Source organism: Tomitella cavernea, from assembly GCF_016599145.1.
Taxonomy (GTDB): Bacteria; Actinomycetota; Actinomycetes; order Mycobacteriales; family Mycobacteriaceae; genus Tomitella; species Tomitella cavernae.
Genome location: NZ_JAENKO010000015.1, coordinates 42510 through 67723 on the forward strand (window position 1 = coordinate 42510; position 25214 = coordinate 67723).

The 25214-nt window shown below is 71.2% G+C and carries 23 protein-coding genes, 1 tRNA gene and 1 riboswitch; of the genes, 10 read left to right on the forward strand and 14 right to left on the reverse strand.

The window, feature by feature from the left end:
- Positions 1-117 precede the first annotated feature (117 nt).
- From JJ683_RS07470 to JJ683_RS07480, 3 genes are read right to left on the reverse strand one after another with little or no spacing between them, the layout of a single operon-like run.
- Complete coding sequence (locus tag JJ683_RS07470) at positions 118-1059, reverse strand: oxidoreductase (protein WP_200172687.1); 942 nt, start codon at positions 1057-1059, stop codon at positions 118-120.
- Positions 1056-1415, reverse strand: a complete 360-nt coding sequence (gene arsC, locus JJ683_RS07475; RefSeq protein WP_200172689.1) for an arsenate reductase (glutaredoxin) — start codon at positions 1413-1415, stop codon at positions 1056-1058. The genes JJ683_RS07470 and arsC overlap by 4 nt, the downstream gene beginning before the upstream one ends.
- A 55-nt stretch (positions 1416-1470) precedes the next feature.
- Positions 1471-2997: an FAD-dependent oxidoreductase gene (locus tag JJ683_RS07480; RefSeq protein ID WP_200172691.1), complete on the reverse strand. Its 1527-nt coding sequence runs from the start codon at positions 2995-2997 to the stop codon at positions 1471-1473.
- A 203-nt stretch (positions 2998-3200) separates the two neighbouring features.
- On the opposite strand from JJ683_RS07480, the gene egtB reads away from it, so the two are divergent.
- Genes egtB through egtD form a run of 3 tightly spaced genes read left to right on the forward strand, consistent with a single transcriptional unit; the run spans position 3201 to position 7919 of the window.
- Positions 3201-6098: an ergothioneine biosynthesis protein EgtB gene (gene egtB / locus JJ683_RS19850; protein WP_504739231.1), complete on the forward strand. Its 2898-nt coding sequence runs from the start codon at positions 3201-3203 to the stop codon at positions 6096-6098.
- The gene (locus tag JJ683_RS07490; RefSeq protein ID WP_200172694.1) at positions 6098-6928 is read left to right on the forward strand and encodes a class II glutamine amidotransferase domain-containing protein; all 831 of its coding nucleotides are present in this window, start codon (positions 6098-6100) and stop codon (positions 6926-6928) included. Before egtB ends, JJ683_RS07490 begins: the two co-directional genes overlap by 1 nt.
- A gap of 16 nt (positions 6929-6944) precedes the next feature.
- Positions 6945-7919: an L-histidine N(alpha)-methyltransferase gene (egtD, locus tag JJ683_RS07495; protein WP_200172695.1), complete on the forward strand. Its 975-nt coding sequence runs from the start codon at positions 6945-6947 to the stop codon at positions 7917-7919.
- A gap of 12 nt (positions 7920-7931) precedes the next feature.
- Here egtD and JJ683_RS07500 read toward each other — a convergent pair whose 3' ends face one another.
- From JJ683_RS07500 to JJ683_RS19725, 3 genes are read right to left on the reverse strand one after another with little or no spacing between them, the layout of a single operon-like run.
- Positions 7932-8405: a hypothetical protein gene (locus tag JJ683_RS07500; RefSeq protein ID WP_200172696.1), complete on the reverse strand. Its 474-nt coding sequence runs from the start codon at positions 8403-8405 to the stop codon at positions 7932-7934.
- The gene (locus JJ683_RS07505) at positions 8405-9202 is read right to left on the reverse strand and encodes an AIM24 family protein (RefSeq protein ID WP_200172697.1); all 798 of its coding nucleotides are present in this window, start codon (positions 9200-9202) and stop codon (positions 8405-8407) included. Before JJ683_RS07505 ends, JJ683_RS07500 begins: the two co-directional genes overlap by 1 nt.
- Complete coding sequence (locus JJ683_RS19725) at positions 9120-10022, reverse strand: cyclase family protein (protein WP_372435260.1); 903 nt, start codon at positions 10020-10022, stop codon at positions 9120-9122. The genes JJ683_RS07505 and JJ683_RS19725 overlap by 83 nt, the downstream gene beginning before the upstream one ends.
- A 308-nt stretch (positions 10023-10330) precedes the next feature.
- Here JJ683_RS19725 and JJ683_RS19010 point away from each other — a divergent pair, with 308 nt between their 5' ends.
- From JJ683_RS19010 to JJ683_RS07525, 3 genes are all read left to right on the forward strand, one after another.
- Positions 10331-11032, forward strand: a complete 702-nt coding sequence (locus JJ683_RS19010; protein ID WP_307810750.1) for a sulfite exporter TauE/SafE family protein — start codon at positions 10331-10333, stop codon at positions 11030-11032.
- Positions 11033-11035: 3 nt separating this feature from the next.
- Positions 11036-11713 (forward strand): FadR/GntR family transcriptional regulator, encoded by a 678-nt coding sequence (locus tag JJ683_RS07520; RefSeq protein WP_200172729.1) that lies wholly within the window; start codon positions 11036-11038, stop codon positions 11711-11713.
- A 68-nt stretch (positions 11714-11781) separates the two neighbouring features.
- Entirely contained in the window at positions 11782-12582 is an 801-nt protein-coding gene (locus JJ683_RS07525) for an ABC transporter ATP-binding protein (protein WP_200172731.1), read from the forward strand.
- 12 nt (positions 12583-12594) lie between these two features.
- Here JJ683_RS07525 and JJ683_RS07530 read toward each other — a convergent pair whose 3' ends face one another.
- From JJ683_RS07530 to JJ683_RS07550, 5 genes are all read right to left on the reverse strand, one after another.
- A complete protein-coding gene (locus tag JJ683_RS07530; RefSeq protein WP_307810751.1) occupies positions 12595-13329 on the reverse strand; it encodes a hypothetical protein in 735 nt (244 codons plus the stop codon).
- 119 nt (positions 13330-13448) lie between these two features.
- Complete coding sequence (locus JJ683_RS07535; protein WP_200172703.1) at positions 13449-14123, reverse strand: DUF2461 domain-containing protein; 675 nt, start codon at positions 14121-14123, stop codon at positions 13449-13451.
- Positions 14124-14152: 29 nt separating this feature from the next.
- Positions 14153-15133, reverse strand: a complete 981-nt coding sequence (locus JJ683_RS07540) for a ribose-phosphate diphosphokinase (RefSeq protein ID WP_200172705.1) — start codon at positions 15131-15133, stop codon at positions 14153-14155.
- Positions 15130-16617 carry a bifunctional UDP-N-acetylglucosamine diphosphorylase/glucosamine-1-phosphate N-acetyltransferase GlmU gene (gene glmU, locus JJ683_RS07545; protein ID WP_200172706.1) on the reverse strand — a complete coding sequence of 496 codons (1488 nt, stop codon included), beginning with the start codon at positions 16615-16617 and terminating at the stop codon, positions 15130-15132. Before glmU ends, JJ683_RS07540 begins: the two co-directional genes overlap by 4 nt.
- A 145-nt stretch (positions 16618-16762) precedes the next feature.
- The gene (locus JJ683_RS07550) at positions 16763-17077 is read right to left on the reverse strand and encodes a DMT family transporter (protein WP_200172733.1); all 315 of its coding nucleotides are present in this window, start codon (positions 17075-17077) and stop codon (positions 16763-16765) included.
- Between the two features lie 11 nt (positions 17078-17088).
- A riboswitch (guanidine-III (ykkC-III) riboswitch) is annotated at positions 17089-17152 on the reverse strand.
- A 158-nt stretch (positions 17153-17310) separates the two neighbouring features.
- Here JJ683_RS07550 and JJ683_RS07555 point away from each other — a divergent pair.
- Positions 17311-17381 (forward strand) — tRNA-Gln (locus JJ683_RS07555).
- A gap of 213 nt (positions 17382-17594) precedes the next feature.
- Here JJ683_RS07555 and JJ683_RS07560 read toward each other — a convergent pair.
- The 3 genes from JJ683_RS07560 to JJ683_RS07570 form a co-directional block, all read right to left on the reverse strand.
- The gene (locus JJ683_RS07560; protein WP_200172707.1) at positions 17595-18014 is read right to left on the reverse strand and encodes a hypothetical protein; all 420 of its coding nucleotides are present in this window, start codon (positions 18012-18014) and stop codon (positions 17595-17597) included.
- Between the two features lie 634 nt (positions 18015-18648).
- Entirely contained in the window at positions 18649-18990 is a 342-nt protein-coding gene (locus JJ683_RS07565) for a DUF3703 domain-containing protein (RefSeq protein ID WP_200172708.1), read from the reverse strand.
- Positions 18990-19334: an ArsR/SmtB family transcription factor gene (locus JJ683_RS07570; RefSeq protein ID WP_200172709.1), complete on the reverse strand. Its 345-nt coding sequence runs from the start codon at positions 19332-19334 to the stop codon at positions 18990-18992. The genes JJ683_RS07565 and JJ683_RS07570 overlap by 1 nt, the downstream gene beginning before the upstream one ends.
- 181 nt (positions 19335-19515) lie before the next feature.
- Between JJ683_RS07570 and JJ683_RS07575 the strand changes: the two genes are divergently transcribed.
- The 3 genes from JJ683_RS07575 to JJ683_RS07585 all read left to right on the forward strand — a co-directional run bounded on the left by JJ683_RS07575 (position 19516) and on the right by JJ683_RS07585 (position 24926).
- Entirely contained in the window at positions 19516-20241 is a 726-nt protein-coding gene (locus tag JJ683_RS07575; RefSeq protein ID WP_242474489.1) for a TetR/AcrR family transcriptional regulator, read from the forward strand.
- Between the two features lie 402 nt (positions 20242-20643).
- Positions 20644-24240, forward strand: a complete 3597-nt coding sequence (mfd, locus tag JJ683_RS07580; protein ID WP_200172737.1) for a transcription-repair coupling factor — start codon at positions 20644-20646, stop codon at positions 24238-24240.
- Positions 24237-24926 carry a MazG nucleotide pyrophosphohydrolase domain-containing protein gene (locus tag JJ683_RS07585; RefSeq protein ID WP_200172710.1) on the forward strand — a complete coding sequence of 230 codons (690 nt, stop codon included), beginning with the start codon at positions 24237-24239 and terminating at the stop codon, positions 24924-24926. The genes mfd and JJ683_RS07585 overlap by 4 nt, the downstream gene beginning before the upstream one ends.
- Positions 24927-25214 lie beyond the last annotated feature (288 nt).

Below are 25214 nucleotides of genomic sequence, written 5' to 3' on the forward strand. Positions count from 1 at the left end.
CGTCGATAACGGTCCGCCCGGGCCGGTGATCGACCGCGAGCCACCCTCGCCGAGACAACGTTGCAAAGAATACCCGGTGGCGCGGGTCCGTGAGTGAGTGGGCCCGAGCGCGCAACGTCACAGCGGGAACGCGGTTCCCGTCAGCTTCTCGGACAGCGTCCACAGGCGCGCCGCGGTGGTGGCGTCCAGCGCGCGCGCGGAGCGGCCGATGGCGGTGGGCGCGCCGCGCAGCTGGAACAGCCCGCGGGGGCCGACGTACGTGTCGCCGGGGATGTCCGCGACGGCGGCGAACAGGGTCGGAAGAGCCCCGCCGCATGCGTCCTGGCCGACGAACCTGCTGCCGAACCGGAACAGCGCCGTCGCACCGGGGACGGACAGCTGGTCGCCGAGCCCGGTCGACGAGGCCCCGGGATGCGCCGTCACCGATCGCACCGCGGAACCCGAATCGGCGAGTCGGCGTTGCAGGTGCGCCGCGCACAGCAGGTTCGCCAATTTCGCCTGACCGTAGGCCCGTGCCCGGGAGTGGGGGCGGCGCTCGTAGTTGAGGTCGTCCAGATCGATCCGGCCCGCCCGCTCCGCCAGCGACGCCACCGTCACCACCCGGTCGCGCACCTGTGGTAACAGCAGATTCGTCAGGGCGAAGTGGCCCAGGTGGTTGGTCCCCATCTGCATCTCGAACCCGTCCGCAGTGCGCTGCAACCGCGGAGTCATCACGCCGGCGTTGTTGATGAGCACGTCGATCGGGCCGGCCCAATCCTGTGCGAACCTGCGCACCGACGCGAGATCCGCCAGGTCCAGCGCCCGGACCGAGACCGAGCCCGGCGCCGGCCAGGACGCACCGGGCGGGCGGGCGGCGAGTCCGTCGGCGACGGCACGGCCCTTCACCTCGTTGCGCACGGCCAGCGTGACGTCCGCGCCGGCCGCGTACAGCGCTGCCGCTGTTTCGAGGCCGATTCCGCTGGTGGCGCCGGTGACGACGAACGTCTTGCCCGTCAGCACCGGGACGTCGGACGCGGACCACCCGCCGCGCTTCCGGCCCCGTGCGGAACCCCTTCTCACCGGGGCAGAATCTCCTCGACGTTCTGGATCGGCCGCGCCAGCCGGACCCCGAGGTCCGTCACTACGAGCGGACGTTCGATGAGGATCGGGTGGGCGGCCATCGCGTCGAGCAGAGCGTCGTCGCCGGCGTCCGCCAGGCCGAGCTCTCTGTAGACGGACTCCTTGGTGCGGATCGCCTGACGCGGGGTCAGGCCCGCCTGTTCGATGAGCCGGGCGAGCTCGCCGCGAGTGGGAGGCGTGTCGAGGTACTTGACGATCGTGGGCTCGATGCCGTTGTCCCGCAGCAGCTGGAGGGCGTTCCGGGAGGTGCTGCAACGCGGGTTGTGGTAGATCGTCGCGGAATTCTCGTCGGACATGGAGTCTCCTGGGGGTGGGGCGTGCGGAGCCGCCGCAGATGCCGGCAGCACAACCCTAGCTGGCCGCGGCGGCGCTGATTCCCGCCCGACGGCCGAAGAAGCTGCCGTCGCCCAGCGACGCGCCGCTCGCGTAGCCCCAGGCGGCGAGGCCCGATGTGCACCGGCCCGCGGCGAACAGCCCGGGCACGGGGTCGCCGTCCACGTGCAGCACCCGGGAGTCGGGGTCGGTGCGCAGCCCGCCCAGGGCGAAGCCGCCGGTGCGCCCACGCAGGTCGATGACGGCGATGTTGCCTTCGAGGGGGCGCAGCCACTGCGCGTTCTTACCGAACATCGGGTCCTCGCCGCGCGCTGCGTGCCGGTTGTACAACTCCACCGTCGCCTGCAATGACCCTTCGGGCAGGCCCGCCTCCGACTCGACCTCGGCGACCGTCTCGCCCACCCACTTCGGCCGGAACCGCAGGAACGGGGTGGCGCTGACGGTGGAGCCGGCCTCCTCGTAGGCGCGCTCGTCGAGGACCAGGTAGGCCTCGTTGCCCTGGTGCAACGCCATCTCCTGGCCGATGCGCCCCGGGTAGGTGTCCTCCGTGACGAAGCGCTGGCCGCGCCCGTTGACGAGGATGCCGCGCACCATCATCTGCGGGTCGCAGTGGATCGCCACCTCGGCGGCGTCCATGTGCATCAGGTCGGCGCCGACGGCCTGGCCCATCCGGATGGCGCGGCCGTCGTGCTGCTCCACCGCCGAGCCGGGTCTGCCGGCCAGCAGCGGCACGTGCGCGCGCATCATCGCGTCGTTGTAGGTGAAGCTGCCCGCGGCCAGCACCACGCCGCGGCGGGCCCGCACCGTCAGCTCCTTGCCGAAACGAGTGCCGATCACGCCGACGACCCGGTCGCCGTCGTCATCGGCGGACACCACGAGGCGCCTGGTCGTCACGTCGTACTCGCTGCGCACGCCCAGCTCGGCGATCCGTTCCGACAGCGGGGTCATGAGCATCAGCCCCGCGCTTTGCTCGCCCGCCTTCTTCGCGCTCATCTGCGGCACGTGGCCGCGCGGGGCCGCAGCGGCGACGGAAGTGAACGGCGCCGCGTTCTCCCCGCCGGTGTACATCAGGCCGTCGTCGGCCGGGGGCTCCCAGCCGGGCTCACCGAAGAACGAGGGCTTGAAACGCACCCCGGCGTCCACCAGCCAGTCGTAGTGGGCGACGCTGCCCTCGCAGTAGGCGTCGAGCTTCGCCCGGTCGGCTCCGGGGCCCATCGCGGCCGTCAGGAACGCCTTCATGTTCTCGACGTCGTCGTCGAAACCCAGGGCGCGCTGCAGCGCCGTGCCGCCGCCCATGTAAATGAACCCGCCGGCCAGGGCCGCGGCACCGCCCCATCCGCCGGCGCGCTCGAGAATCACGACCTGGGCGCCCGTCCTGGCCGCCTCGATCGCCGCGCAAGCGCCCGCGATGCCGTAGCCCACGACCACGACGTCGGCCTCGACGTCCCACTCAGGGACGCCGGCGCCTGTGGGCGAGTCGATGCGCAGAGGACGGACCGAGTCGGGCGAGGACGGCGCACCGGGGCGCGGTGTGGTGTGAGTCATGCAACGGGTATATCCGAGCCGCCGCCGGGGTGCGGAGCGGGTCTCCCGTGCATTGGGATCGGACATGGGGCGGGCGTCGGCGAGTGCCGTGGGTGCGTCCGGGGTAAGCCTGATCGATGATGCGCAGATCGCCCCGTTCGGTGCCGCGGACGGTTACTGTCGGTGAGGACCCGCGTTCGTGTGAATCGAGGCGCCCACCTGAGATGTCCCACTCCACCGGAACCACGCACCCCACCGGATCGGCCGGGCCGCCCCGGACGGCAGGAACCGTCCGGACGGCCGGGGCGGGACACCGCGACGCTCCGGCGACGGCGGACCACGGGCGCGTGCCTGTCACTGCGGAGTCCGCCCAGGCTCGTATCGTCCAGCAGTGCTTCGGACTGCGTCCGCCGCGCCTGGTCGGCGCCGAGCTCGAGTGGTTCACCAGGGCCACGGCGGGGAGCAGGCCCACCGCGGCGCTTCTTGCGGAGGCCCTGGGCGCGCACGCGCCCCGCAGCATCGCCCCGGGGTCTCCGCACGCGCCGCTGCCGGCCGGGGGTTCGGTCACGGTCGAGCCGGGTGGGCAGGTGGAGATCTCCAGCCTTCCACTCACGGATGTCGACAGGCTCTGCGCCGCACTGGCCGCGGATGCCGCGGTGCTGCGCGCGCTGCTGGACACCCTGGGCATCGAGATGCTCCCGGGCGCCGTCGACCGAGTCCGGGAACCGTCCCGCATCCTGACTGTGGCGCGCTACGCGGCGATGCAGGATCGCTTCGATCGGAGTGGCCCGCGCGGAGTGCAGATGATGTGCAACACCGCGGCCATCCACGTGAGCGTCGATTGCGGGGCCGACCTCGACGATCTGGCCCTGCGGTGGCGGATGCTCGATGCAGTGGGACCCGCGCTGGTGGCGGCCTTCGCCGACGCCGGCTCCGCCGCGACGGGCATGGACGCGAACGACGGAAGCGAGGGGCGCGGCCGGTGGGCGTCGGAACGCATGCGCACCTGGCTGACCCTCGACCCGGGCCGTACCGGGCTCGACGCCGCGGCGCCCGGGGCGTCCGCCGACCCCGTCGCCTCCTACACCCGGTGGGCTCTGGGAGCGCCGCTGCTGTGTGTCCGGCGCGGGAACGGCGATTGGTCCGTTCCCGGTGACGTGACCTTCGCCCAATGGATCGCGGGCGGGGCCGGCGCGCCCGATCGGGCGCCCACGATCGCCGACCTCGACTACCATCTCACCACCCTGTTTCCACCTGTGCGCCCCTGCGGGCACCTTGAGGTGCGCTACCTCGACGCACAGCCAGCGGGATTCCGCGGCGGCCAGGGTGGGGAGCCCTGGCGAGCGCCGATCGCCGTGATCGCCGCGCTGGCCGGTACACCGGACGCCGCGCGTCGGGCGGCCGCGATCGCGGAACCGACGCGCGGGGAGTGGCGTCGGGCCGCGCGCCACGGCCTCGCCGACGAAGAGCTGCGGGGGACCGCGCGCGCGTTGCTGGAACTCGCGGCGGAGGCGGCATCCGGCGGCCGCGCGGCGGAGACGGCGGAGGCCATCGAGTCGGTGTGCCGGCGCATCGCCGGCCCGGATCGGCGTCCCGCCCGCACCGGAGATGCTCCGGCCGCGGAACCCGGTGACGCATTGCGGGCGGCATGCCGCGGAGCGCTGGAACGGGCCCGCCGCCGGACGCGGGGCCTCACGGACATCCCCGATGATCAACTGACCGCGCAGCATTCCGCGCTGATGTCACCGCTGGTATGGGACCTGGCGCATATCGGCAACCAGGAGGACCGGTGGCTGGTGCGCGCAGCGGGCGGATGTGCGGCTACCCCGGCGCGCGCCGGCCTCGGTGATCCGTCCGGTCTGGACGCGGTGTCCGGTCTGGACGACCTATACGACGCGCTCCAGCACCCTCGCAGCACGCGTCCGTCGCTTCCGATCCTGGGGCCGACGGAAGCGCGTGCCTATGCCGAGTCCGTCCGGGAGCGCGCATTCGACGTGCTCGACCACTGCGGGTTCGACGGCGACGCGCTCACCGCGGACGGCTTCGTCTTCGGCATGGTCGCCCAGCACGAGCAGCAGCACGACGAGACCATGCTCGCCACCCACCAGTTGCGCACCGGGCCGGCCCTGTTGCACGCCCCGGCGGCCCCGCGCGCCCGCCGGGCCACAGGCCCCGTCTCCGCCGACCCCGCTCCCGAGTCCGCAGTGCCCGAGTCCGCAGTGCCCGAGTCCGCAGTGCCCGAGTCCGCAGTGCCCGAGTCCGCAGTGCCCGAGATTGTCGTGCCCGGGGGTGCGTTCACCATGGGCACCGACGGCACGGCCGGGACGGAATCGTGGGCGCTGGACAACGAACGCCCGGCGCACCGTGTGGAAGTCGCCGCGTTCGCCATCGAGGCGCTGCCCGTGACCAACCGCCGGTACGCGCACTTCATCGCCGACGGCGGCTACCGGCGCCGTGAGCTGTGGTCCGAGCGGGGATGGCGCCACCGCGTGGAGGAAGGGCTCGAGGCGCCGCAGTTCTGGAGCCGCGACGGCGACGGCCGCTGGCAGCGCCGCCGGTTCGGGGCGACGGTGGCGCTCGAGCCGGACGAGCCGGTGGTGCACGTGAGCTATTTCGAGGCGGAGGCGTTCGCCGCGTGGGCGGACAAGCGGCTGCCCACCGAGGCCGAGTGGGAGAAGGCCGCACGTCACGACGCGGCGGCCGGGCGCTCGCGCACCTATCCATGGGGCGACGCGGAACCCACCGAGTACCACGCGAACCTGGGGCAACGGCACCTGTCTCCAGCCGGGGCGGGGGCTTACCCGGCCGGGGCCACCGTGACCGGCATCCACCAGCTCATCGGGGACGTGTGGGAATGGACCTCATCCGGCTTCGAGGCGTATCCGGGCTTTCGGGCTTTTCCGTACCGCGAGTACTCGGAGGTGTTCTTCGGGGGCGACTACCGTGTGCTGCGGGGCGGCTCTTTCGGTACGGACGCGGTCGCCTGCCGCGGCACGTTCCGCAACTGGGACCACCCCGTGCGGCGGCAGATCTTCGCGGGCATCCGGCTCGCACGCGACTATCCGGCAAATGATGGCGTCGGCATCGCCGCTGCCTCCGAGCGCGACGGTGCGCGCGCCTGATGTGCCGTCATCTGGCCTTCCTGGGGCCCGCTCGCACGGTGGCCTGGGTGGCGACGCACGGCAGGCATTCGCTGGCCCGGCAGGCGTGGGCGCCGCAGCAGATGCGCGGCGGCGGCACGATCAACGCCGACGGGTTCGGCGCGTGCTGGTGGGCGTCCGGCGGCCCGCAGGGAGTGGGCCAGCATCGCACCACGCTGCCGGTCTGGTCCGACCCGGCATTGGGCCGCACGGTGGCCGCCGGCGGGGAAGGGGTTGACGACGGGCAGGGGGCCGACGGTGGGCCGGCGGTGCGCGGGGCGCTCGAGCAGATCCGCACGACGGCGATCCTCGCGGCGGTGCGCTCGGCGACCCCGGGCATGGCGGTGTCGGCGCAGGCGTGCGCGCCGTTCACCGACGGCCGGTGGGCGTTCAGCCACAACGGGGTCGTCCGCGGCTGGCCCGGCTCCGTGGCCGGTCTGGCGGACGAGATTCCGGCAGCCGAGGCGATGCGGTCGGAGGCCGCCACCGATTCGGTGTTCCTCTGGCAGCTGTTCCGCGCGCGCATCACGGCGGGCATGGACGCTGCGGATGCGGTGGCGTCGCTGATACAGGATGTCGAAGAGCGCGCCCCCGGATCCCGGCTGAACCTGCTCGCCACCGACGGCGAACGCGTCGTCGCCACCGCCTGGCGCCATTCCCTGTGGGTCCTCGACGCGCCTGACGAGCTGTGGATCGCCTCGGAGCCGACCACCGACGTGGGGTGGTCGGAAGTGGACGACGGAGCCCTCGTCGATGCGCGGATCGGACGCTTACGGTCGGAACCGATTTCCATGGCAGCGAACAGCCGGTGAAGGGAGCCCGCAACCGATGACGACGACCCTGGTGGACGTGCACCTGACCGAGGCGGACTTGGAGGAGCAGCTGCGGGCCGACGTCGCGTCAGGCCTGTCTGCGAACCCGAAGAACCTGCCCCCCAAATGGTTCTACGATGAGCGGGGAGGTGAGCTGTTCGAGGCGATCACGCGGCTTCCCGAGTACTATCCGACGCGGACCGAGCGCGCACTGCTGATGCGGGCGGCGCCGGAGATCGCTGCCGCGAGCAGGGCCACCACCCTGGTCGAGCTCGGCTCGGGGTCCTCGGAGAAGACGCGACTGCTTCTGGCCGCGTTCGCCGAGCACGAGGGCCTGAAGATGTATGTGCCGCAGGACGTCTCGGAGCCGTCCATCCGTCTCGCCGCGGACGCGCTGGCGATCGAGTTCCCCGACCTGCCGGTGCGCGGGGTGGTCGGCGATTTCACGGATACGACGGCATCGCTGCCGAGGGTGGGGCGTCGCCTGGTCGCATTCCTCGGCGGCACCATCGGAAACCTGGAACCTGGCCCCAGAGCCGCCTTTCTGCACGGCGCCGCCGGGGCGATGGAACCCGGGGAATGCCTGCTGGTCGGAATAGGCCTCGTCACCGACCCCGCGGTGATGATCGCCGCATACGACGACGCGGAGGGCGTCACGGCGGAGTTCAACCGCAACGTGCTGCACGTGCTCAACCGGCGCCTGGGCGCCGATTTCGTGCCGCACATGTTCGACCATGTCGCGCTGTGGAACGCGGGGAACAGCTGGATCGAGATGCGGCTGCGGGCCCGGCGCGCGATGCGCGTGTGCATCCCCGCGGTGGGGATCGAAGTCGACTTCGCCGCCGGGGAGGAGCTACGCACCGAGGTTTCCGCCAAGTTCACTCTCGACGCGGTCGGCCACGAGCTCGCTGCGGCGGGCCTCGACCCGGTGCATACCTGGACGGACGAAGCGGCGCGCTTCGCCCTGGTGCTGGCGTGCCGCCGCGGCTGACGATCGGGAACGTCAGAGCCCGTCCAGCGTGAACCCGCCCGGCGGCTCACGTCGCGGCTTGTCGCGGCCGCCGGGTTCTGGAGGAGGCGGCGGCTCCGGCGGGCCGGGACGCGGTGGGTGCGGCCCCGGACCGGCGGCAGGAGGAGCCGGCGGTGGGGGAGCCGGAGGTGGGGGAGGGCCTCCGGGCCCAGGCTGCGGCGGAGGAGGCGGGGGCGCGTCGGCTGTTCCGGCCTCCGGGGGCGTCGTCCCGGCCGCGCCGGTCTGCGCGTGCCACTGGTCGAGCCGCGCGAGCGCGTCCGCTACATCCTGGCGCGGGCCATCGGAGCGTTGTTCGGCGTAGAAAGCCTCGCCCAGTGCGCGGTACATATCACCGGCCTCGCGCTGCTGCTGGTACTCGTCGAGTTTCTGCTGGCCCTGGTCCAGGCCCTGCTGTGCCATGGCCGCCGCGCGCTCGGCCGCCTCTTTGGCTTTGTCCATGAACCCCATCAGTCCATACTTCCAGAGAACAGCCCGCCGGTGAATCCCTTGCGGTCCTCGTCCGGCCCCACGTTCTTCATCAGCGCCTGCGCGATGCCGGCCGTCGTCATCGATTGGATGATCACCCGGCCGTCGCCCTCCAGCGTGGCCAGATGCACGCCTTCGCCGCCGAGTGCCATGTTCATCACGCCCTTCATATCCATGCCGCCTACGCGCTCCACCCCGTATTTGACGGAGCTCTCGAATGCGACGATGCACCCGGTGTCCACCTGGATCTTGCCGCCGTAGTCGGCGGGGTTGAGGTCGACGAAGTCGCCGGCTCCGGCGATGAACGCGGTGCCGGTGCCGCCGAGCTTCTCCAGGATGAAGCCCTCGCCTCCCCACCGGCCGGTCTTGCCGCCGGAGAAGGCGATGTCGAAGTCGATCGTGGATTCGGCGGCGACGAAGGCGTCCTTCTGCGCCAGCCATTGTGTGGAACCGTCGAGTTCGAGCGCACGGACCTGGCCGGGCAGAACGCCGGCGAACGCGACGAGGCCGGGCTGCTGCTGCGCCGAGTACACCTGCACCGCGAGCGACTCGCCGGCGATCATCCGTTTGCCGACGTTCTTGGCGAGCCCCAGCAGCGATGACGCGGTGGTCTGGCCGCCACCGGGGTTGCCGGACGGCGCCCCGAGGGTCGTGCGGACGTCCACGTTGGTGGTCTTCCACAGGAACTTGCCCGGCTCACAGAACACCGATTGGCCCTGTGCGAGCTGGCAGGCCACCATTTGCATGGAGCCGCCGATGAGCTTGTGTGTGACGGTCATGGGCGCTCCTCGATCGTTGCGTGTGCGGCGTCGCACACCGGAATTCGTGCCCGTGAAGTATAGGGCGCCGCATACGCGCGCGGGTGGCGATCCGCGCGGGTTCCGTTCCGATCCGCGGCGTGCCGCCGGTCAATCGAGCATCGGCGAGAACCCGCGCGGGCCCGCCGGAGCCGCCGCGGTGCTTGAGAGGCGCCACTACGACCACCGCTCCGGCGGGCGGCAGAGTACTGAGAGCGGCGAGCATCTCGACGGCGTAGCGTCCGGCGCCGAGGATGGCGTGATGGGCGGGGAAGTCTGTGGACGATCCGCAGTCGATGCTGGGCGCATCGGTGCCGATGGCGACGACGGCCCGTCCGTGCACCAGTAACTCGACGGCCTCGCGCGAGAACCCCGGCCAGTGTGCGTCGCCGGCCGCGTCGGGTGTCAACGACCGTGCCAGCGCACCCACTTCCGCGTTATGGTCCGGGGCCGCGTGCGGTGCGGGCTCCGCGGAGGGGCTCGGGCGTACGGGCGCGGAGGCGTGGTCGATCCCGGGGGCGGGTCTGGTGATGAGCGCGACGAGGGCGCCGTCCGGGACGGGGCCGTGCCGCGATTCCCAGGCGGCTATGTCCGCGGGCGTGGCGAGTGCATCTGGCTCGGAAGTGGCACGGCCGGCGATGTCGATGAGCACGAGCGGGGCGACGAGGTCGTCGACGCGGATCCGATCGACGCCGGCCCCGCCTGGAGCACAGTGCAGTGGCGCGTCCACGTGGGTGCCGGTGTGCTCGCCGAAGCAGAGCTCGTGCACGAGGAACTCCGGCGATGCGGGGACGCGGCGCATCCGGAAGAGCGGATCGCCGGGCCACTGTGGGAAGTCCTCGTCGAGTGTGTGGGTGAGGTCGAGGATCCGGCGGGGCCGAGCGGTGGGCGTGGCGGCGGGGTCGTGGTGGTGCACAGACACAGTCTGCACGACGGCCCGGAACTGCCCTGAACAAACCACACAGACACGCACTTGTCTGACAAGTGCTAGTGTTCCGACCTGACGTGACGATGTGGACGAAGGGGGCCATCGCTATGGCGAGTGGGCAGAAGCCGGGAAGCGTTGTAGCCGTGGGCGGAGCCCGGGTTGCGTGGACAGCCGGGACGGGGGTGACGACCGCACTCGCCGTCGGCGGTATCGGCGGCGTCATCGGCGGGCTCCTCGGCGGCGGGAGCGGCGTGTTCTTCGGGGCGCGGCTCATCCTGCGCATCTCGCACCGGCTTCTGCGGTGGCTGTTCGTGATCATCCTGATGGCCACGTGCCTCAAGCTCTTCGTCGACGTCGCAGGCGCCGACCCGTTGCGCGGATCGGCGATCGTGCCGGAGCACCTGATCGACAACCCGTGGTTCACCGTGCCCGTCTCCCTCGCGCTGGGGCTCGTCATCGGTGTGTGGTCGGCCGGTATGGGTCTCGGTGGAGGACTCCTGGCGGTGCCGGTGCTCATGATGCTGTTCGGCGCGGATCTCGTCACCGCGGAGGGGACGTCCCTGCTGATGTTCTTCCCCAACGCGGTCGTCGGAACGGTCGTCCATATGCGCCAGGGGACCGCCGACACGCGGCTGGCCACTGTGCTGAACGTCGGGGCGCTTCCCGGGGCGGTCATCGGCGTGCTGCTGGCGCTGACGATGGACATGAAGGTCCTCAGCGTCGTCTTCGCGGTCTTCGCGCTGGTGATCGCGATGCGCGAGCTGTATCGGATGCGCGGCCGGCGGCGTCACACCGCAGACGCGCAGAAGGGCAGCGATGAACGCGGAACCGGCGCCGCGGAACCGGAGGTTACTATGTCAGACAACCGGATGACTAAGGGCTGAATGATGGATTCACTGACGCGTGTCCCCCTGTCGCAGCAGGCCGCAGAGGCGTTGCTCGACGCGATCGGCAGTGGCCGTTGGGAGGTCGGAGAGCAGCTGCCGGGCGAGCTCGCACTCGCGGGTGAGCTCAAGGTGAGCCGCTCGACGATCCGCGAGGCCATCCGCCAGCTCGCTGCACGGGGGGTGCTGACCAGCCGGCAGGGGATCGGCGTGTTCGTCACGTCGGCCACGCCGACGGACGGGTGGGACCGGCTCGCCCGGCTCGGGGCGATCGCCGAGGTGGTGCAGGTGCGGATCGCCATCGAGTCGCGCGCAGCCGCTCTGGCCGCAGCAGAGCACGACGGATCCGACGCGGAGACGATCCGGCGTGCCCTCGCCGAACGCAACGCGATGGCAGCCCGGGCAGCTCCCGGGGAGCTCGCTCAGGCGGACATCGCCTTCCACCGCGCGGTGGTCGCCGCGGCCCGCAACGAGCTGCTGCTGGCCCTGTTCGACAGCCTCCGGCCGCGGCTGGTGGCTTCGATGGGGGGCTTGCTGGAGATCATGGATGTCACCGAACACGATGCGCACGAGCACACCGCGATCGTCGAGGCGATCTTCGCACGCCGTGCCGACCGGGCGGAGGCACTGACCCGCGGGCATCTGCTGGGCCTGGCCGACGCGCTGCGGAGGCGGTCGTGAGCGCTGCGGAGGCGGTTGTGGGCACCGCGCACAGCGGCGCCGTGCTGTGCGTGGACGGCGTGACGGTCATGCGCCAGGGGAGGGCACTGGTCGAGGGGGTTTCCGCCGAGGTCCATGCCGGCGAACACTGGGCGGTGATCGGTCCGAACGGCGCGGGAAAATCGACGCTGCTCGCGTTGTGCGGGGCGAAGCTGCATCCGACCAGCGGCACGGTGCATGTGCTGGGGCACCGGCTGGGCCGCGTAGACATGCGGGAGCTGCGCACGCATATCGGGCACATCGACCCGCGCACCCGCATCGAGGCGGACCTCACCGTGCGGGAGGCGGTGCTGACCGGTCTGGTCGCGGCCTCGGACCTGCCCGCGCGGTGGGCGCCGGCCGCCGCGGACACTGCGCTGGCCGACGAGCTGACGGCGACGCTCGGGCTCACCGCCCGCACGGACACGCGCTGGTCGGTGCTCTCCCAGGGGGAACGTGGCCGCGTGCTCATCGCCCGGGCGCTGATGACGCGGCCGCAGCTGCTCCTGCTCGACGAGCCGACGACGGGCTTGGACCTGGCTGCGCGGGAGATCCTCCTCGATGTGCTCTCCGGGCTCCGCGAGGCGCATCCACGATTGTCGTCGCTGCTGGTCACGCACCATCTGGAGGAGCTTCCGGCGTCCACGACGCACGCGCTGGTGATCGCCGACGGCCGGGTACTCGCCTCCGGGCCGGCCGCACAGGTGCTGACCTCGGCGACGATCACCGGGGCCTTCGGCTATCCCATCGCCGTCGAGCGGCGCGCCGGCAGATGGACCGCGTCGAGTGCGGTGACGGGGCGGCGAGACGACTTCGCCGGGAACGGGGCCGGGATCGTGCAGATCCCGTGATCGTGCGGGCTGCTATCCCGTCTGCAGACGGCGCGCCTTCTCCAGGGCGGCGAGGGTGTGCAGGACGGTGGTGCGCTGGCGCTCGAGGTCCTTGATCCGCGCGCGGGCGGCGAGGCCTCCCGAGGCGGACTTCTCGGTGATCTGCGCGTCGATGGCGCCGAGCTTGTCGAGCAGCGTGGTCACACGGGATTCGAGCGTCTGCAGATCGACGTCCGTCGCCGGCGACGACGCCTTGCGGGTGGACCGCACGCGGCTCGCGCCGGTTCCGGACTCGGACTTGCGCGGGGCGCGGCTCGGCGCCGGCTTCCGCGCGCCCTGCGGCTGCGCCGTGGTGCTCCCGGCGTCGACGTCGATCGACTCGACGCGCTCGACGGCGCTGCTGCGCGTGCCCGTCATGGCCTTGCGGATCTGCTCACGACTCGGCGGCTCGGCCAGGCGCCGTGCGTTGAGCGCGGCGCGGGCGTCGCGCGCGGCGACGCGGTGCTCGCGCTCCTCCTCGTCCTCGGAATCGAGGGATCCGCCCAGTGGGCGCAGGCCGTACATGCCCAGGAAATCGCGCGCCTCTGTGACGACGTCCTCGTGCTGACGGCAAGTGGCGCAACGGTGTTCGTTCTTGTAGACCTCGATGGAATCCTCACCGCCGCACCACACGCACAGGCCGGGGGACCAGTGCCGCGCAGGGGTGGAAAGTGCTGAGGAGCCGGATGCGGTGGAACAGTGCGTGGGGAGATCCTGAGCGAGAGTCACGAGCGGCAACATTAGGTGACGGTTCCATCGCTGTCGACACCGGGACCGCCCCGGCGTTGCCGAAGTCACATGGGCCGGGCGTGCCGCCAAGAGTCGTACGTCCGTCCGAGTTTGACGGTTCAGCCCACGACCTGCGTCAGCCACTCGACCAGCGGGCTGGCGGCGCGCCAGGATGCGCGGACACGATCGAGCGCGGCGGGGGTCTGCACCCACTCGGGGCAGCCATGGTCGAACCGCGCGGTGAGGGAACGGTGACGCAGCAACCGGATCCGCCGATGGCCGGCGGGATAGCCGCGCGGGTGCGTCTTGAGGCGGTCGCCGCCGATCGTGAAACCATCGTGCGTGAGGGCGTCGACGATGCTCTCCAGCTCGGCGCCCCGCACGTCGTCGTCGATCGCAGCGCGCAGCCGCGCGAGCTGCTCCGGCGCCAGCGCGTACGACCCGCCCGCCGTCGACAGCCCGGCGGCGTCGATCTGCGCGTAGTAACCTGTGCCCGGAGCGGTGGCCACGAACAGGCCCTGGTGCGTCTTGTAGGGCGTCTTGTCCTTGCTGAACCGCACGTCCCGGTACGGGCGGAACACCTTGGCGGCGCCGAACTCGTCCTCCAGCGCGGCGGCTAGCGTCTCCATGGATGCCCGCACGGTGTCGCGGTAGAAGTCCTTGTGCGCCTGCCACCACACCCTGGAGTTGTCGGCCTCGAGGTCCTCGTAGAAGTCCAGGGCGGCGAACGGGATGCCCGCGAAGCCCCCGCCGCAGGCATCGTTGTCGGTGGCGGGGGCTTCGTCCGGTGGCATGTGCGCGAGCTCGCGGCGTCGGCCCGGACTCAGGCGATGCCGTTGAACAACGAGGTCACCGAGCCGTTGTCGAAGACCTCGCGGATGGTGCGGGCCAGCAGCGGTGCGATGGACAGCACGGTGAGGTTGTCGAACTGCTTGTCCCCGTTGATCGGCAGCGTGTCGGTGACGATGACCTCCCGCGCGCCGCAGTTCGCCAGGCGCTCGGCGGCCGGGTCGGAGAGCACGCCGTGCGTCGCGGCGATGATTACGTCGCCCGCGCCGGCCTCCTTGAGCACCCGGACGGCGCCGGCGATGGTCCCGCCGGTGTCGATCATGTCGTCGATGAGCACGCAGGTGCGGCCCTCGACGTCGCCCACGACACGGTTGGACTTGACCTGGTTGGGCACCAGCGGGTCACGGGTCTTGTGGATGAACGCCAGCGGGGCGCCGTCGAACGAGTCGGCCCACTTCTCCGCTACGCGCACGCGACCGGAATCAGGGGAGACGACGGTCATGTTGTCGGTGCCGTAGCGCTCGCGCACGTAGTCGCCCAGCTGGCCTTGCGCGTGCATGTGGTCCACCGGGCCGTCGAAGAAGCCCTGGATCTGGTCGGTGTGCAGGTCGACGGTGATGATGCGGTCGGCGCCCGCGGTCTTGAGCAGGTCGGCGACGAGGCGGGCGGAGATCGGCTCGCGGCCGCGGTGCTTCTTGTCCTGACGGGCGTAGGGGTAGAACGGCAGGATCGCGGTGATCCGCTTGGCCGAGCCGCGCTTGAGCGCGTCGATCATGATGAGCTGCTCCATGATCCACTGGTTCAGCGGATACGGGTTGCTCTGCAGCACGAAGGCGTCGCTGCCGCGCACCGACTCCTCGAAGCGCACGAAGATCTCGCCGTTGGCGAACTCGCGGGCCGTCTGCGGGGTGAGTTCCACACCCAGTTCCTTGGCCACGCGCTCCGCCAGCTCCGGATGGGCGCGGCCACCGAAGAGCATCAGGTTCTTGTGGTTGTCCGCCGAAAGTGCGCTCACTGGTCTCCGCCGTCCTCGTGATCGTCCTGTTGTTTCTGCGCAAGCCGCGCGGCGTCGGCCGACGCAGTCTGCGGCCACCTCCGCTCGACCCAACCCTCGAGGTTGCGCTGCGCCCCGACCGTCATGGCCAGGGCCCCCGGGGGGACGTTTTTGCGTACGACGGTGCCGGCGGCCGTGTAGGCGCCGTCGCCGATCGTCAGGGGCGCGACGAACATCGTGTCCGACCCTGCGCGCACGTACGAGCCGACCGTCGTGTGGTGTTTCTCGAGACCGTCGTAGTTGACGAACACGCAGGACGCGCCGATATTGGTGTGCTCGCCGATCGAGGCGTCGCCCACGTAGGTCAGGTGCGGCACCTTGGAGGCCGCGCCGATGTCGGCGTTCTTGGTCTCGCAGAAGGCGCCGATCTTGCCGCCCGCGCCGAGGACCGTGCCGGGACGCAGGTAGGCGAACGGACCGACGGAGGCGCCGGGGGCGATCCGTGCGCCGGTGCCGTGCGTGCGGATCACCATCGCGCCGGCGCCCACCTCGACGTCGGTCAATGTGGTATCGGGGCCCACCGTGGCACCCTCGTCGACGACGGTGGCGCCGTGCAGTTGCACGCCGGGATGCACCGTGACGTCGGGTGCCAGGCGCACCCCGACGTCGATGCGCGTGGTGGCGGGATCGACCACGGTGACCCCGGCCCGCATCCACTCCTCGACGATGCGCCGGTTGAGCTCGGCGCTGAGCGCGGACAACTGGACGCGATCGTTGACCCCCGCGACCAGGTGGGCATCGTCGACGTGGGTGGCGCCCACACCGCGGCCGGCGGCGCGGGCCGCGGACACCGTGTCGGTGAGGTAGATCTCGCCCTGCGCGTTGTCGGAATCGAGCCGGCCCAGCGCGCCGCGCAGGAACAGCGCGTCGAACGCGTACACGCCGGAGTTGACCTCGCGGATGGCGCGCTGGCCCTCGTCGGCATCGGACTGCTCGACGATGCCGACCACCGCTCCGTCGGCGTCGCGGACGATCCGGCCATATCCCGTGGGATCGGCGAGCGTGGCGGTGAGCAGGGACACCGCGGCGCTCGTGGCGTGATGCTCGGCGATGAGCGCGCGGAGGGTCGCGGCGTCGAGCATCGGCACGTCTCCGGCCGTGACGACGACCGTCCCGGCGAAGTCCGCGGGCAGCCCCTCGAGCCCGTGGGCGACGGCGTGGCCGGTGCCGTCCTGGCTGGGTTGGACGACGCCGGTCACCGGGGCGCCGAGCCGCGCACCCACGCGTTGTGCCTCGGCGGAGACCGCGTCGGCCTGGTGGCCGAGCACGGTGACCAGGTGCGCGGGGGCCGCTCCGGCGGCGGCGTGGAGCGCGTGCGCGAGCATCGAACGGCCTGCGAGCGTGTGCAGGACCTTGGGGGTGGCCGAACGCATCCGAGTGCCGGCCCCGGCGGCGAGGACGATCACGGCGAGCGCGTCATCAGGTGATGATGCCTGCTCAGGCATGAAGCTCCCTTGCGTCTAGCGGGCTGATGCGGCGGCGGGCGCACCGAGACAGCGACGATCTTACGGAACACGGAGAAGATCGCAGGCCCGGGGTCGGCACGCAAGCCCGCCGGTGAAAGCGGAGGCCGGCGTGCGAACCGGCGGCTCAGGCGACCAGCTTGAGGCCGATCACGCAACCGATGATGCCCGCCAGTAGCAGTACCTTGACCAGCGATGCGGACTCATCGCCCGTCGCCATGGCGTAGACGACGGTGGCGCACGCGCCGATGGCCACCCAGATCGCGTAGGACGTGCCGGTGGGCAGTTCCCGCATGGCGTACGCCAGGCCGCCCATGCTCACCGCGACGGCGGCCGCGAACGTCAGCGAGGGCCACAGGCGGGTGAATCCCTCGGACTTGCCCAGCGCTGTCGCCCAGACGGCCTCGAACAGGCCGGAGATGATCAGTACGAGCCAGTGCATCATTCGCTCCTGTGAGGCCGTCTTGTCGCGCACCGGGTACGGCCCCGCTCGTCCGGGAGCCCGGACGGGCCCTGTTGGAGATGGTCGCACATGTTGACCCCGCACCGTTCCGGTGCGCGCGGCTTCGGCGCCCCGAGGCGGCTTCACTTCGGTGGCCGCGGCATGACACCATCTAGGCTGTGAGCCGCGCGCGGCGCAGCGCGGGAGCGATTCCGCTCCGTGCCGCGGCGCATTCCGCCGTGGTGTAATGGCAGCACCTCTGATTTTGGTTCAGATAGTTCAGGTTCGAGTCCTGGCGGCGGAGCAAAATAGCCTGTGACCTGCATAAAGGCAATCATGAGCCGGTCCGCTCGCCCCCGCTTGTCCCACTCTGGTCCCGCACGGCGCCGTCGACCGCACGGGCCGCGCCCGCTCGTCGAAACCCGTGCCGGTTCGGACCACTGGTCATCCGGGGGCAGGGAGGAGCGTCTCGCATGTAGGGCGGCCCGACCGGTGGAGGAAGCTTCGGTCGTCGACGCTACCGGCCGGCGAATTCGATTCTATGCGCGCCGCGAGCGACTGCGCCGCGACCGACCGCAGTCGCAGAGATGGTGACACCGCCCGGGTGGTGTTCGACGTAGTCGAGGAACATTCCGATGGTGGCGTCGGCGCCCGGACTGTCTTCGGGGGCGGTGAGGTCGTCGCCGGCAGGCGGGATCGCACAGGCGGCGTCGACCACGGCGACCATGCGCACGCCGGCGGCCGAGCGCACGAACAGGTTGGCGAAGCCGCCGACCGAACGCAGGCGACCGAGCACCGTCGACAACAGCTCCTCCTCGAGCGCGGCCACGACCGGATGCGGCCCCTCGTGGCCGACGACGGGAAGCTCGACCTCCGCGAGCTCGCCGAAGGCGAGGCTGTAGTCCAGATCGCTGCGGAATCGGTCCGGTGCGTTCACACGACTCATCCTCCCTCACCTCGAACAATACGCATCCGTTGGTCACTGATGCCGATAGCCGACTGAAATGCGGGATCCACATCACTCACGTCATCGAGACGGTAGAGGGCCCGCGGTGTGTCACGGCCGCTCTCGTCGTGCAGATGGCAGTGGCCGTGGCAGCAGTCGATGCGCTCGACCTCTTGCCAGGCCGAGGCGGTGAGGACTTCGGTGAGGATGACGAAGTCGACCAGAAGGCCATTCGCGCGCCAGGTGAAGACCTTGCGCTGGACGGTGTTCCCATCGTCGAAGGGCTGCGCCCACTCGCGGGTGCGGCAGGACGCGCGCGACGGAGGCGCGTACCGGCCGTGCGAGGAAGTGGCGAACTCCTCCGTGTCCTCGCGTGCCTTACTTGAGGGCCCGGTGTCTCTGCCGGCCTCGTCTTGCGACGGCGCCGGCCGTCCTTCCCCGTGTCCACGGTGCAACGCGCGGGGCCCGGATCCCAGGTTGGACGCGATTCCGCCACAGCATCGGAGTCGTCCTATCCGGGACGGATCCGGGCCCCCCTTTCGCGCCCGCGCAGGCGTAGCCCCAGCATCTCCCGTGCCGGCGGTGGACCGGCGTGGTTCACCCTAGGCCCGCGCACCGACCGGTCTCACTCCGCGAGCGCAACGGCAAGATCGGTAGGGGTGCGCATCGGAGTCTTCAACCCCGCGCTCACTCTGCCTGTATTGCCCTCCGGGTAGCGGCCCGTCATCGAACCCGGCGCGGCGACGAGGATGCGCAGCGCCTGGCCCAGCGCTTCGCCTCGATCACGTTGTCGTAGGGCCAGGGCGAGCATCGCCGCATGGTTGCAGGTGTGCAGCCACGGATCGGGTTGGGAAACGATGTGGGCACGCTCGAGGTGCCGCCACCGGTCATCACCACCCGTCGCGGCTTTCGCTGCCGCCATCTCGTGTCGATACGCCCTACGGGCGCCATCGGTCATCGATGTCATCAGCAGCACCCGTCGGTCTCGGCCGCCGGGCAGCAGGCCGGGTCGACCACCACGACGAGGCCGAGCAGGTCGCCCAGTGCGTGCCCGATGCGCGGATCCGCGAGCTCGTATCGGCTTCTCCGGCCTTCCGGAACGGCGACGACGAGTCCGCAGCCGCGCAGGCACGAGAGGTGATTGGACAGCGTCTGCCGCGAAACGCCGAACTGCTCCGCCAACTCGGACGGATAGCCCGGGCCGTTCCGCAACGACAACAGGATCTGCGTCCGCGTGGCATCGGACAGCGCATACCCGAAGCGGGCGAGAGCGTCGCTACGCGTGATCGGTTCCACCCGCAGAGAGTACATGAAACAGTGAATTCATAAAAGGCTGTATCTAGGCGCGTCGGCTCGCGGGGGCGCATCGACTAGTGTGCGCAGTGTTCAGGTTCGAGTCCTGGCGGCGGAGTTGACGGACGTACCCGGCCGGTGCCGGTCAGTGCAGTGATGACGGCCCTCTCCGTGCGCCCGCGGCGAAGGGTGGGAAACCATGGGGGAAGCGGCCGGGCAGGACACCGCGCAAAAAGACGGGCCACGGCCCCGCAAGCGGATGTCCGGCACCGAGCGCCGGGAGCAGCTCATCGCCATCGGCAGGTCGCTGTTCTCCGAGCGCGGCTACGAGGCCACCGCCATCGAGGAGATCGCGCAGCGAGCCCACGTCTCCAAGCCCGTCGTGTACGAGCACTTCGGCGGCAAGGAAGGGCTGTACGCGGTGGTGGTGGACCGCGAGATGGCCACGCTGCACAAGGCCATCACCGCATCGCTGTCCACGCACAGGAACCTGGCCCCGCACAGCTCCCGGCTGCGGCTGGAGCGGGTGACGCTGGCCCTGCTCACCTACGTCGAGGAGCATTCCGAGGGGTTTCGCATCCTGGTGCGCGATTCTCCGGTGGCCGCGGCGGACGGCACGTATTCGAGCCTGCTCAACGAGGCTATCGGGCAGGTCGAGTACCTGCTGGCGGCCGACTTCGCGCGCCGGTCCCTGGACCCCGACCTGGCGGCGCTCTACGCGCAGGCGCTGGTGGGCGTCGTGTCGTCGTCGGCCACCTGGTGGCTGGATGTGCGCCGTCCCTCCAAGGAGGTCATGGCCACACACTTGGTGAACCTGTGCTGGAACGGGCTGGCGCACCTGTCCGCCGAGCCCACCCTGGATCCGCGCACCCTCGAGTTCGGCGCGCGCGGCGCAGGGCTCGCCCCGGCTGAGGAACGCGACTGATCACGGTCGGCCGGGCGCAGCTCCCGTCGACCAAGTGGAAATTGCACGATCGGCGGTGAGAACGTGCGCTGGTTGCTTGGTCGGCGGCCGCCGGGCAAGCGGCGGGCAGCGCACGCGGACAGAGTGACGGAGGGCGCGCGGCCGCCGGGGATTAGAATCGGCTGCGGCCGCGTTCCGCACCATGAGAGTCCTGCCGTATGGCAGACATGACATCGCCGCCGCATCATCGACCCGCCCCCAGACGACCACGCCGATCCCGGCCGTATCGAGCCGGCCGGTCCGACGCCGTGCCGCACATTTACGAATCGGGCAGCCCGAGTCCCCGCCGCAGGCGGCCCGGGCGGCCCGCGAGGAGCCTTCTCGTTGTCCACCATCGCCCCGTCGTCGACCCCCGCCACCCCGATGGCCGCGCTCGCGGATGTCGCCCTGTCCGACCATGCGCTGCGCGAGTTCGCGGACATGGCGGGGCGGCCGGAACTTGCCGTCGTCGCCCCGTCCGCGGCGCGCTCTCTGCTCGCGGCCGCCCTGGGCCGGCGCGCACCGGTGCTGCTCGTGACGGCGAGTGGCAGGGAGGCGGACGACCGCACCCGCGAGCTGCAGGAGATCCTCGGCGACGCGGTCGCCCAGTTCCCGTCGTGGGAGACGCTGCCGCACGAGCGGCTGTCCCCGGGCGCGGACACCGTGGGCCGCCGTCTGTCGGTGCTGCGCCGGCTGGCACGCCCCGAGGACGCCGTCTACGGGCCGCCGTTGCAGGTCATCGTCGCCACGGTGCGCTCGCTGGTGCAGCCGATGGCCCCGGGGCTCGGCGAGATCGACCCGGTGATCGTGCGCGAGGAGGAGGAACACGACCTGGAGAGGCTCGTCACGCGCCTGGTCGAGCTGGCCTACACCCGCGTGGACATGGTGGGAAAGCGGGGCGAGTTCGCGGTGCGCGGCGGCATCCTCGACATATTTCCGCCCACCTCCGACCACGCGGTACGCGTCGAGTTCTGGGGCGACGAGGTCTCCGAGCTGCGCCCGTTCTCGGTGGCGGACCAGCGTTCCATCGCGGAGGTGGAGGTGCCGGTGCTCATCGCGCCGCCCTGCCGTGAGCTGCTGCTCACCGGGGACGTGCGCGAGCGTGCCGCGGCGCTCGCCGCCGGGCATCCCGAGGATGCGGCGCTGGTCGAACTGCTCGAATCGCTGGCCCAGGGGATCCCCGCCGAGGGCATGGAGGCCCTTATACCCGCGCTGGTGCCGGGCGGCACCGCGCTGCTCACCGACGTGCTTCCCGCCGGCGCCCACGTGCTGATCGCCGATCCGGAGCGGGTGCGCACCCGGGCGACGGACCTGGTCAAGACCGGAAAGGAGTTTCTGGAGGCGTCGTGGAGCGCGGCCTCGGTGGGGGGTGACGCGCCGTTGGACACTTCTCGGCTGGATCTCGGCGACACCGCCTACCGCTCGCTGCGGCAGGTGCGCGAGGCGGCCGTGGAAGCGGGCGTCCCGTGGTGGACGGTGAGCCCGCTCGCGTCGGGCGACGACGGCGAGTACGTGCCGGAGCTGTCCGCATCACCCACGGCGCGGGGGTCGGAGGAGCAGATCGCGACCGTTTTCGCGACGCTGCGGGCGCACGTCACCGGCGGCGGCCGGGCGGCCTTGATCGTCGGCGGCGCGGGTACCGTCACCCGCCTGCTGCAGCGGCTCGCGGACGCCGAGGTCCCCGCGGTGCGTGCGGGCACGCCCGAGGATGTGGATCCGGGGCGCGTCGCGGTGCTCCGCGGTGCCATGCAGGACGGGTTGGTGCTGCCCGACGCAGAGCTGGTGCTCATCACCGAGGCCGACCTCACCGGCAACCGGGTCGCCGCGGTCGGCGACGGCAAGCGGATGCCGCCCAAACGGCGCAATCAGGTGGATCCGCTGGCGCTGGCCGCGGGCGACCTGGTGGTGCACGACCAGCACGGCATCGGCCGGTTCGTGGAGATGACTTCGCGCACGGTCTCCGGGGCCCGCCGCGAATACCTCGTGCTCGAGTATGCGGGAAAACGCGGCCAGCCGGGCGACAAGCTGTTCGTCCCCATGGAATCGCTCGACCAGCTCTCGCGCTACGTGGGCGGCGAGCTGCCGTCGCTGAGCAAGCTCGGCGGGTCGGACTGGAAGAACACCAAGCGCAAGGCGCGCAAGGCGGTCCGGGAGATCGCCGGTGAACTGGTGCAGCTCTACGCCAAGCGTCAGGCGGCGCCCGGGCACCGGTTCGCGCCGGACAGCCCCTGGCAGCGTGAGATGGAGGACACGTTCGCCTTCACCGAGACCGGAGACCAGCTCACCGCCATCGACGAGGTCAAGTCCGACATGGAGAAGGCCGTGCCGATGGACCGCGTCATCTGCGGCGACGTGGGCTACGGCAAGACGGAGATCGCTGTGCGCGCGGCGTTCAAGGCGGTGCAGGACGGCAAGCAGGTGGCGGTACTTGTGCCGACGACTCTGCTGGCGCAGCAGCACCAGCAGACGTTCGAAGACCGCATGGCAGGCTTCCCGGTCACCATCAAGGGACTCTCGCGCTTCACCGATCCGGCCGAGTCGCGGGCCACCGTCGAGCAGATGGCCGCCGGGGAGGTCGACGTGGTCATCGGCACGCACCGGTTGCTGCAGACGGGCGTGCGGTGGAAGGACCTGGGCCTGGTCATCGTCGACGAGGAGCAGCGCTTCGGCGTGGAGCACAAGGAGCACATCAAGGCGCTGCGCAGCCACGTGGACGTGCTCACCATGTCCGCCACGCCCATCCCGCGCACCCTGGAGATGAGCCTGGCCGGTATCCGCGAAATGTCGACCATCCTCACCCCGCCCGAGGAGCGTCACCCCATCCTCACCTATGTGGGCGCGTATGCGGACAAGCAGGTGGCGGCCGCGATCCGGCGCGAGCTGCTGCGCGACGGCCAGGTGTTCTACGTGCACAACCGGGTCAGCTCCATAGACAAGGCGGCGGCGCGGCTGCGAGAGCTGGTGCCGGAGGCGCGCGTGGTGACCGCGCACGGCCAGATGAACGAAGAGGTGCTCGAGCAGACGGTGCAGGGGTTCTGGAACCGTGAGTTCGACGTGCTGGTGTGCACGACGATCATCGAGACGGGCCTGGACATCTCCAACGCGAACACCCTGATCGTGGAGCGGGCCGACGCGCTGGGCCTGGCGCAGCTGCACCAGTTGCGCGGGCGCGTGGGCCGCGGGCGCGAACGGGGCTACGCCTACTTCCTGTATCCGCCGGAGAAGCCGCTGACGGAGACCGCCTATGACAGGCTCACCACTATCGCCCGCAACAACGAATTGGGCGCGGGCATGGCGGTGGCCATGAAGGACCTCGAGCTGCGCGGCGCCGGAAATGTGCTGGGCGCGGAGCAGTCCGGGCACGTCGCGGGGGTCGGCTTCGACCTGTATGTGCGGCTGGTGGGGGAGGCCGTAGAGGCCTACCGGGCGGTGGCCGACGGCGCCCCCGTGGCCGCCGCGGAGGAGACCAAGGAGGTGCACGTGGACCTGCCGGTGGACGCGCACATCCCGCCCGACTACATCGACGGCGACCGCCTGCGCCTTGAGGCCTACCGCAAGATCGCAGCGGCCGCCGACGAGGCCGGGGTCGCCGCGGTGGTCGACGAGTTGGTCGACCGCTACGGCCCCGTGCCGGAGGAGGTGCAGCGCCTCGTCGCGGTGGCGCGGCTGCGATTGTTGTGCCGGCAGTACGGCGTCACGGACATCGGTGTCAGCGGCACCCAGGTGCGGCTCTCGCCGATGCCCCTCGCCGATTCCAAGCAGCTCCGGCTCAAGCGGCTTTACAAGGGTGCGGCGTACCGGGCGACCACCTCGACGGTGCAGATCCCGTTGCCGCGCACGGGCGGACTGGGGTCGGCCCGGTTGCGTGACACCGAGCTGCTGCAGTTCGTCGTCGACTTCCTCCTGGCGCTCGACGGCAAGCCGGCCGGGATGGTCGATCTTTCCACGAGCCTGGCCACTGCCGCCCCGGCGCCGGCATGACGGGGCCGGACGGCGCGCCGCGGGAAGGGGCCCGGCTGCTCGACGCGGTGGCGCTCATGGACACGCTGTGCACCGACGGCGCGTGGGAGTCGCAGCAGACGCACTCCAGCCTCACCGGCTACCTCGTGGAGGAGACCTACGAACTTCTTGACGCCATCGCCTCCGGGGACCGCGACGAAGTGGTGGCCGAGCTGGGCGACGTGCTGCTCCAGGTGCTTTTCCACGCCCGCATCGGTGCGGACTTCACCATCGACGACGTGGCCGAGTCGTTCATCCGCAAGGTGTCGGCGCGTTCGGCCGGTGTGCTGGCCGGCGGCGTGGACCTGGCCACCCAGGTCGACGACTGGGAACGCGCCAAGTCGCGGGAGCGGCCGGACTCGTCGGCCATGGACGGCATCCCCGCGGCCCAGCCGGCGCTGGCGCTCGCCGCGAAGATCCTCGCCAGGGCGCGCGACGCCGGAGTGCCCGCCGACGCGTTCCCGGCCGGGCTCACCACGGTGACGGTGGGCCCCGACGGCGGCGCCGAGGAACGACTGCGCGCCGAGGCGTTGGAGTTCGCCCGGCGGATCCGGGCGGCCGAGCGCGCGATGCGGGCGGCCCGGCCCGGTGACGCGGGCACGGACCTCGAGGGCGGGGAACGGCGCGCGCGGCCCAGCGCCGACGAGTGGCGTACCGCGCTGAGCTGATCCGTCGTCGCCAGGCCACACCACCGCGTTGGGTGGACATCTGGTCGCTATTCGGCGGATTTCCGACCAGAAGTCCACCGAACGCGTTCCCGCGGCGGACCGGCACGCCGCCCCGGGTCCGTAGCATGGGTTGGCCGACGGCACCGGCGACGCTGCAGTGGGCTGGGTGCACGGCGGAGCGCAGTGCGGTGGGCGCAATGCAGGTGAGTGCAGTGCAGGTGAGTGCAGTGCCGTGAGGACGGATCAGGAGGTCGACGGTGGGCGGTGCCAGACGTGCGCGCAGTCGCG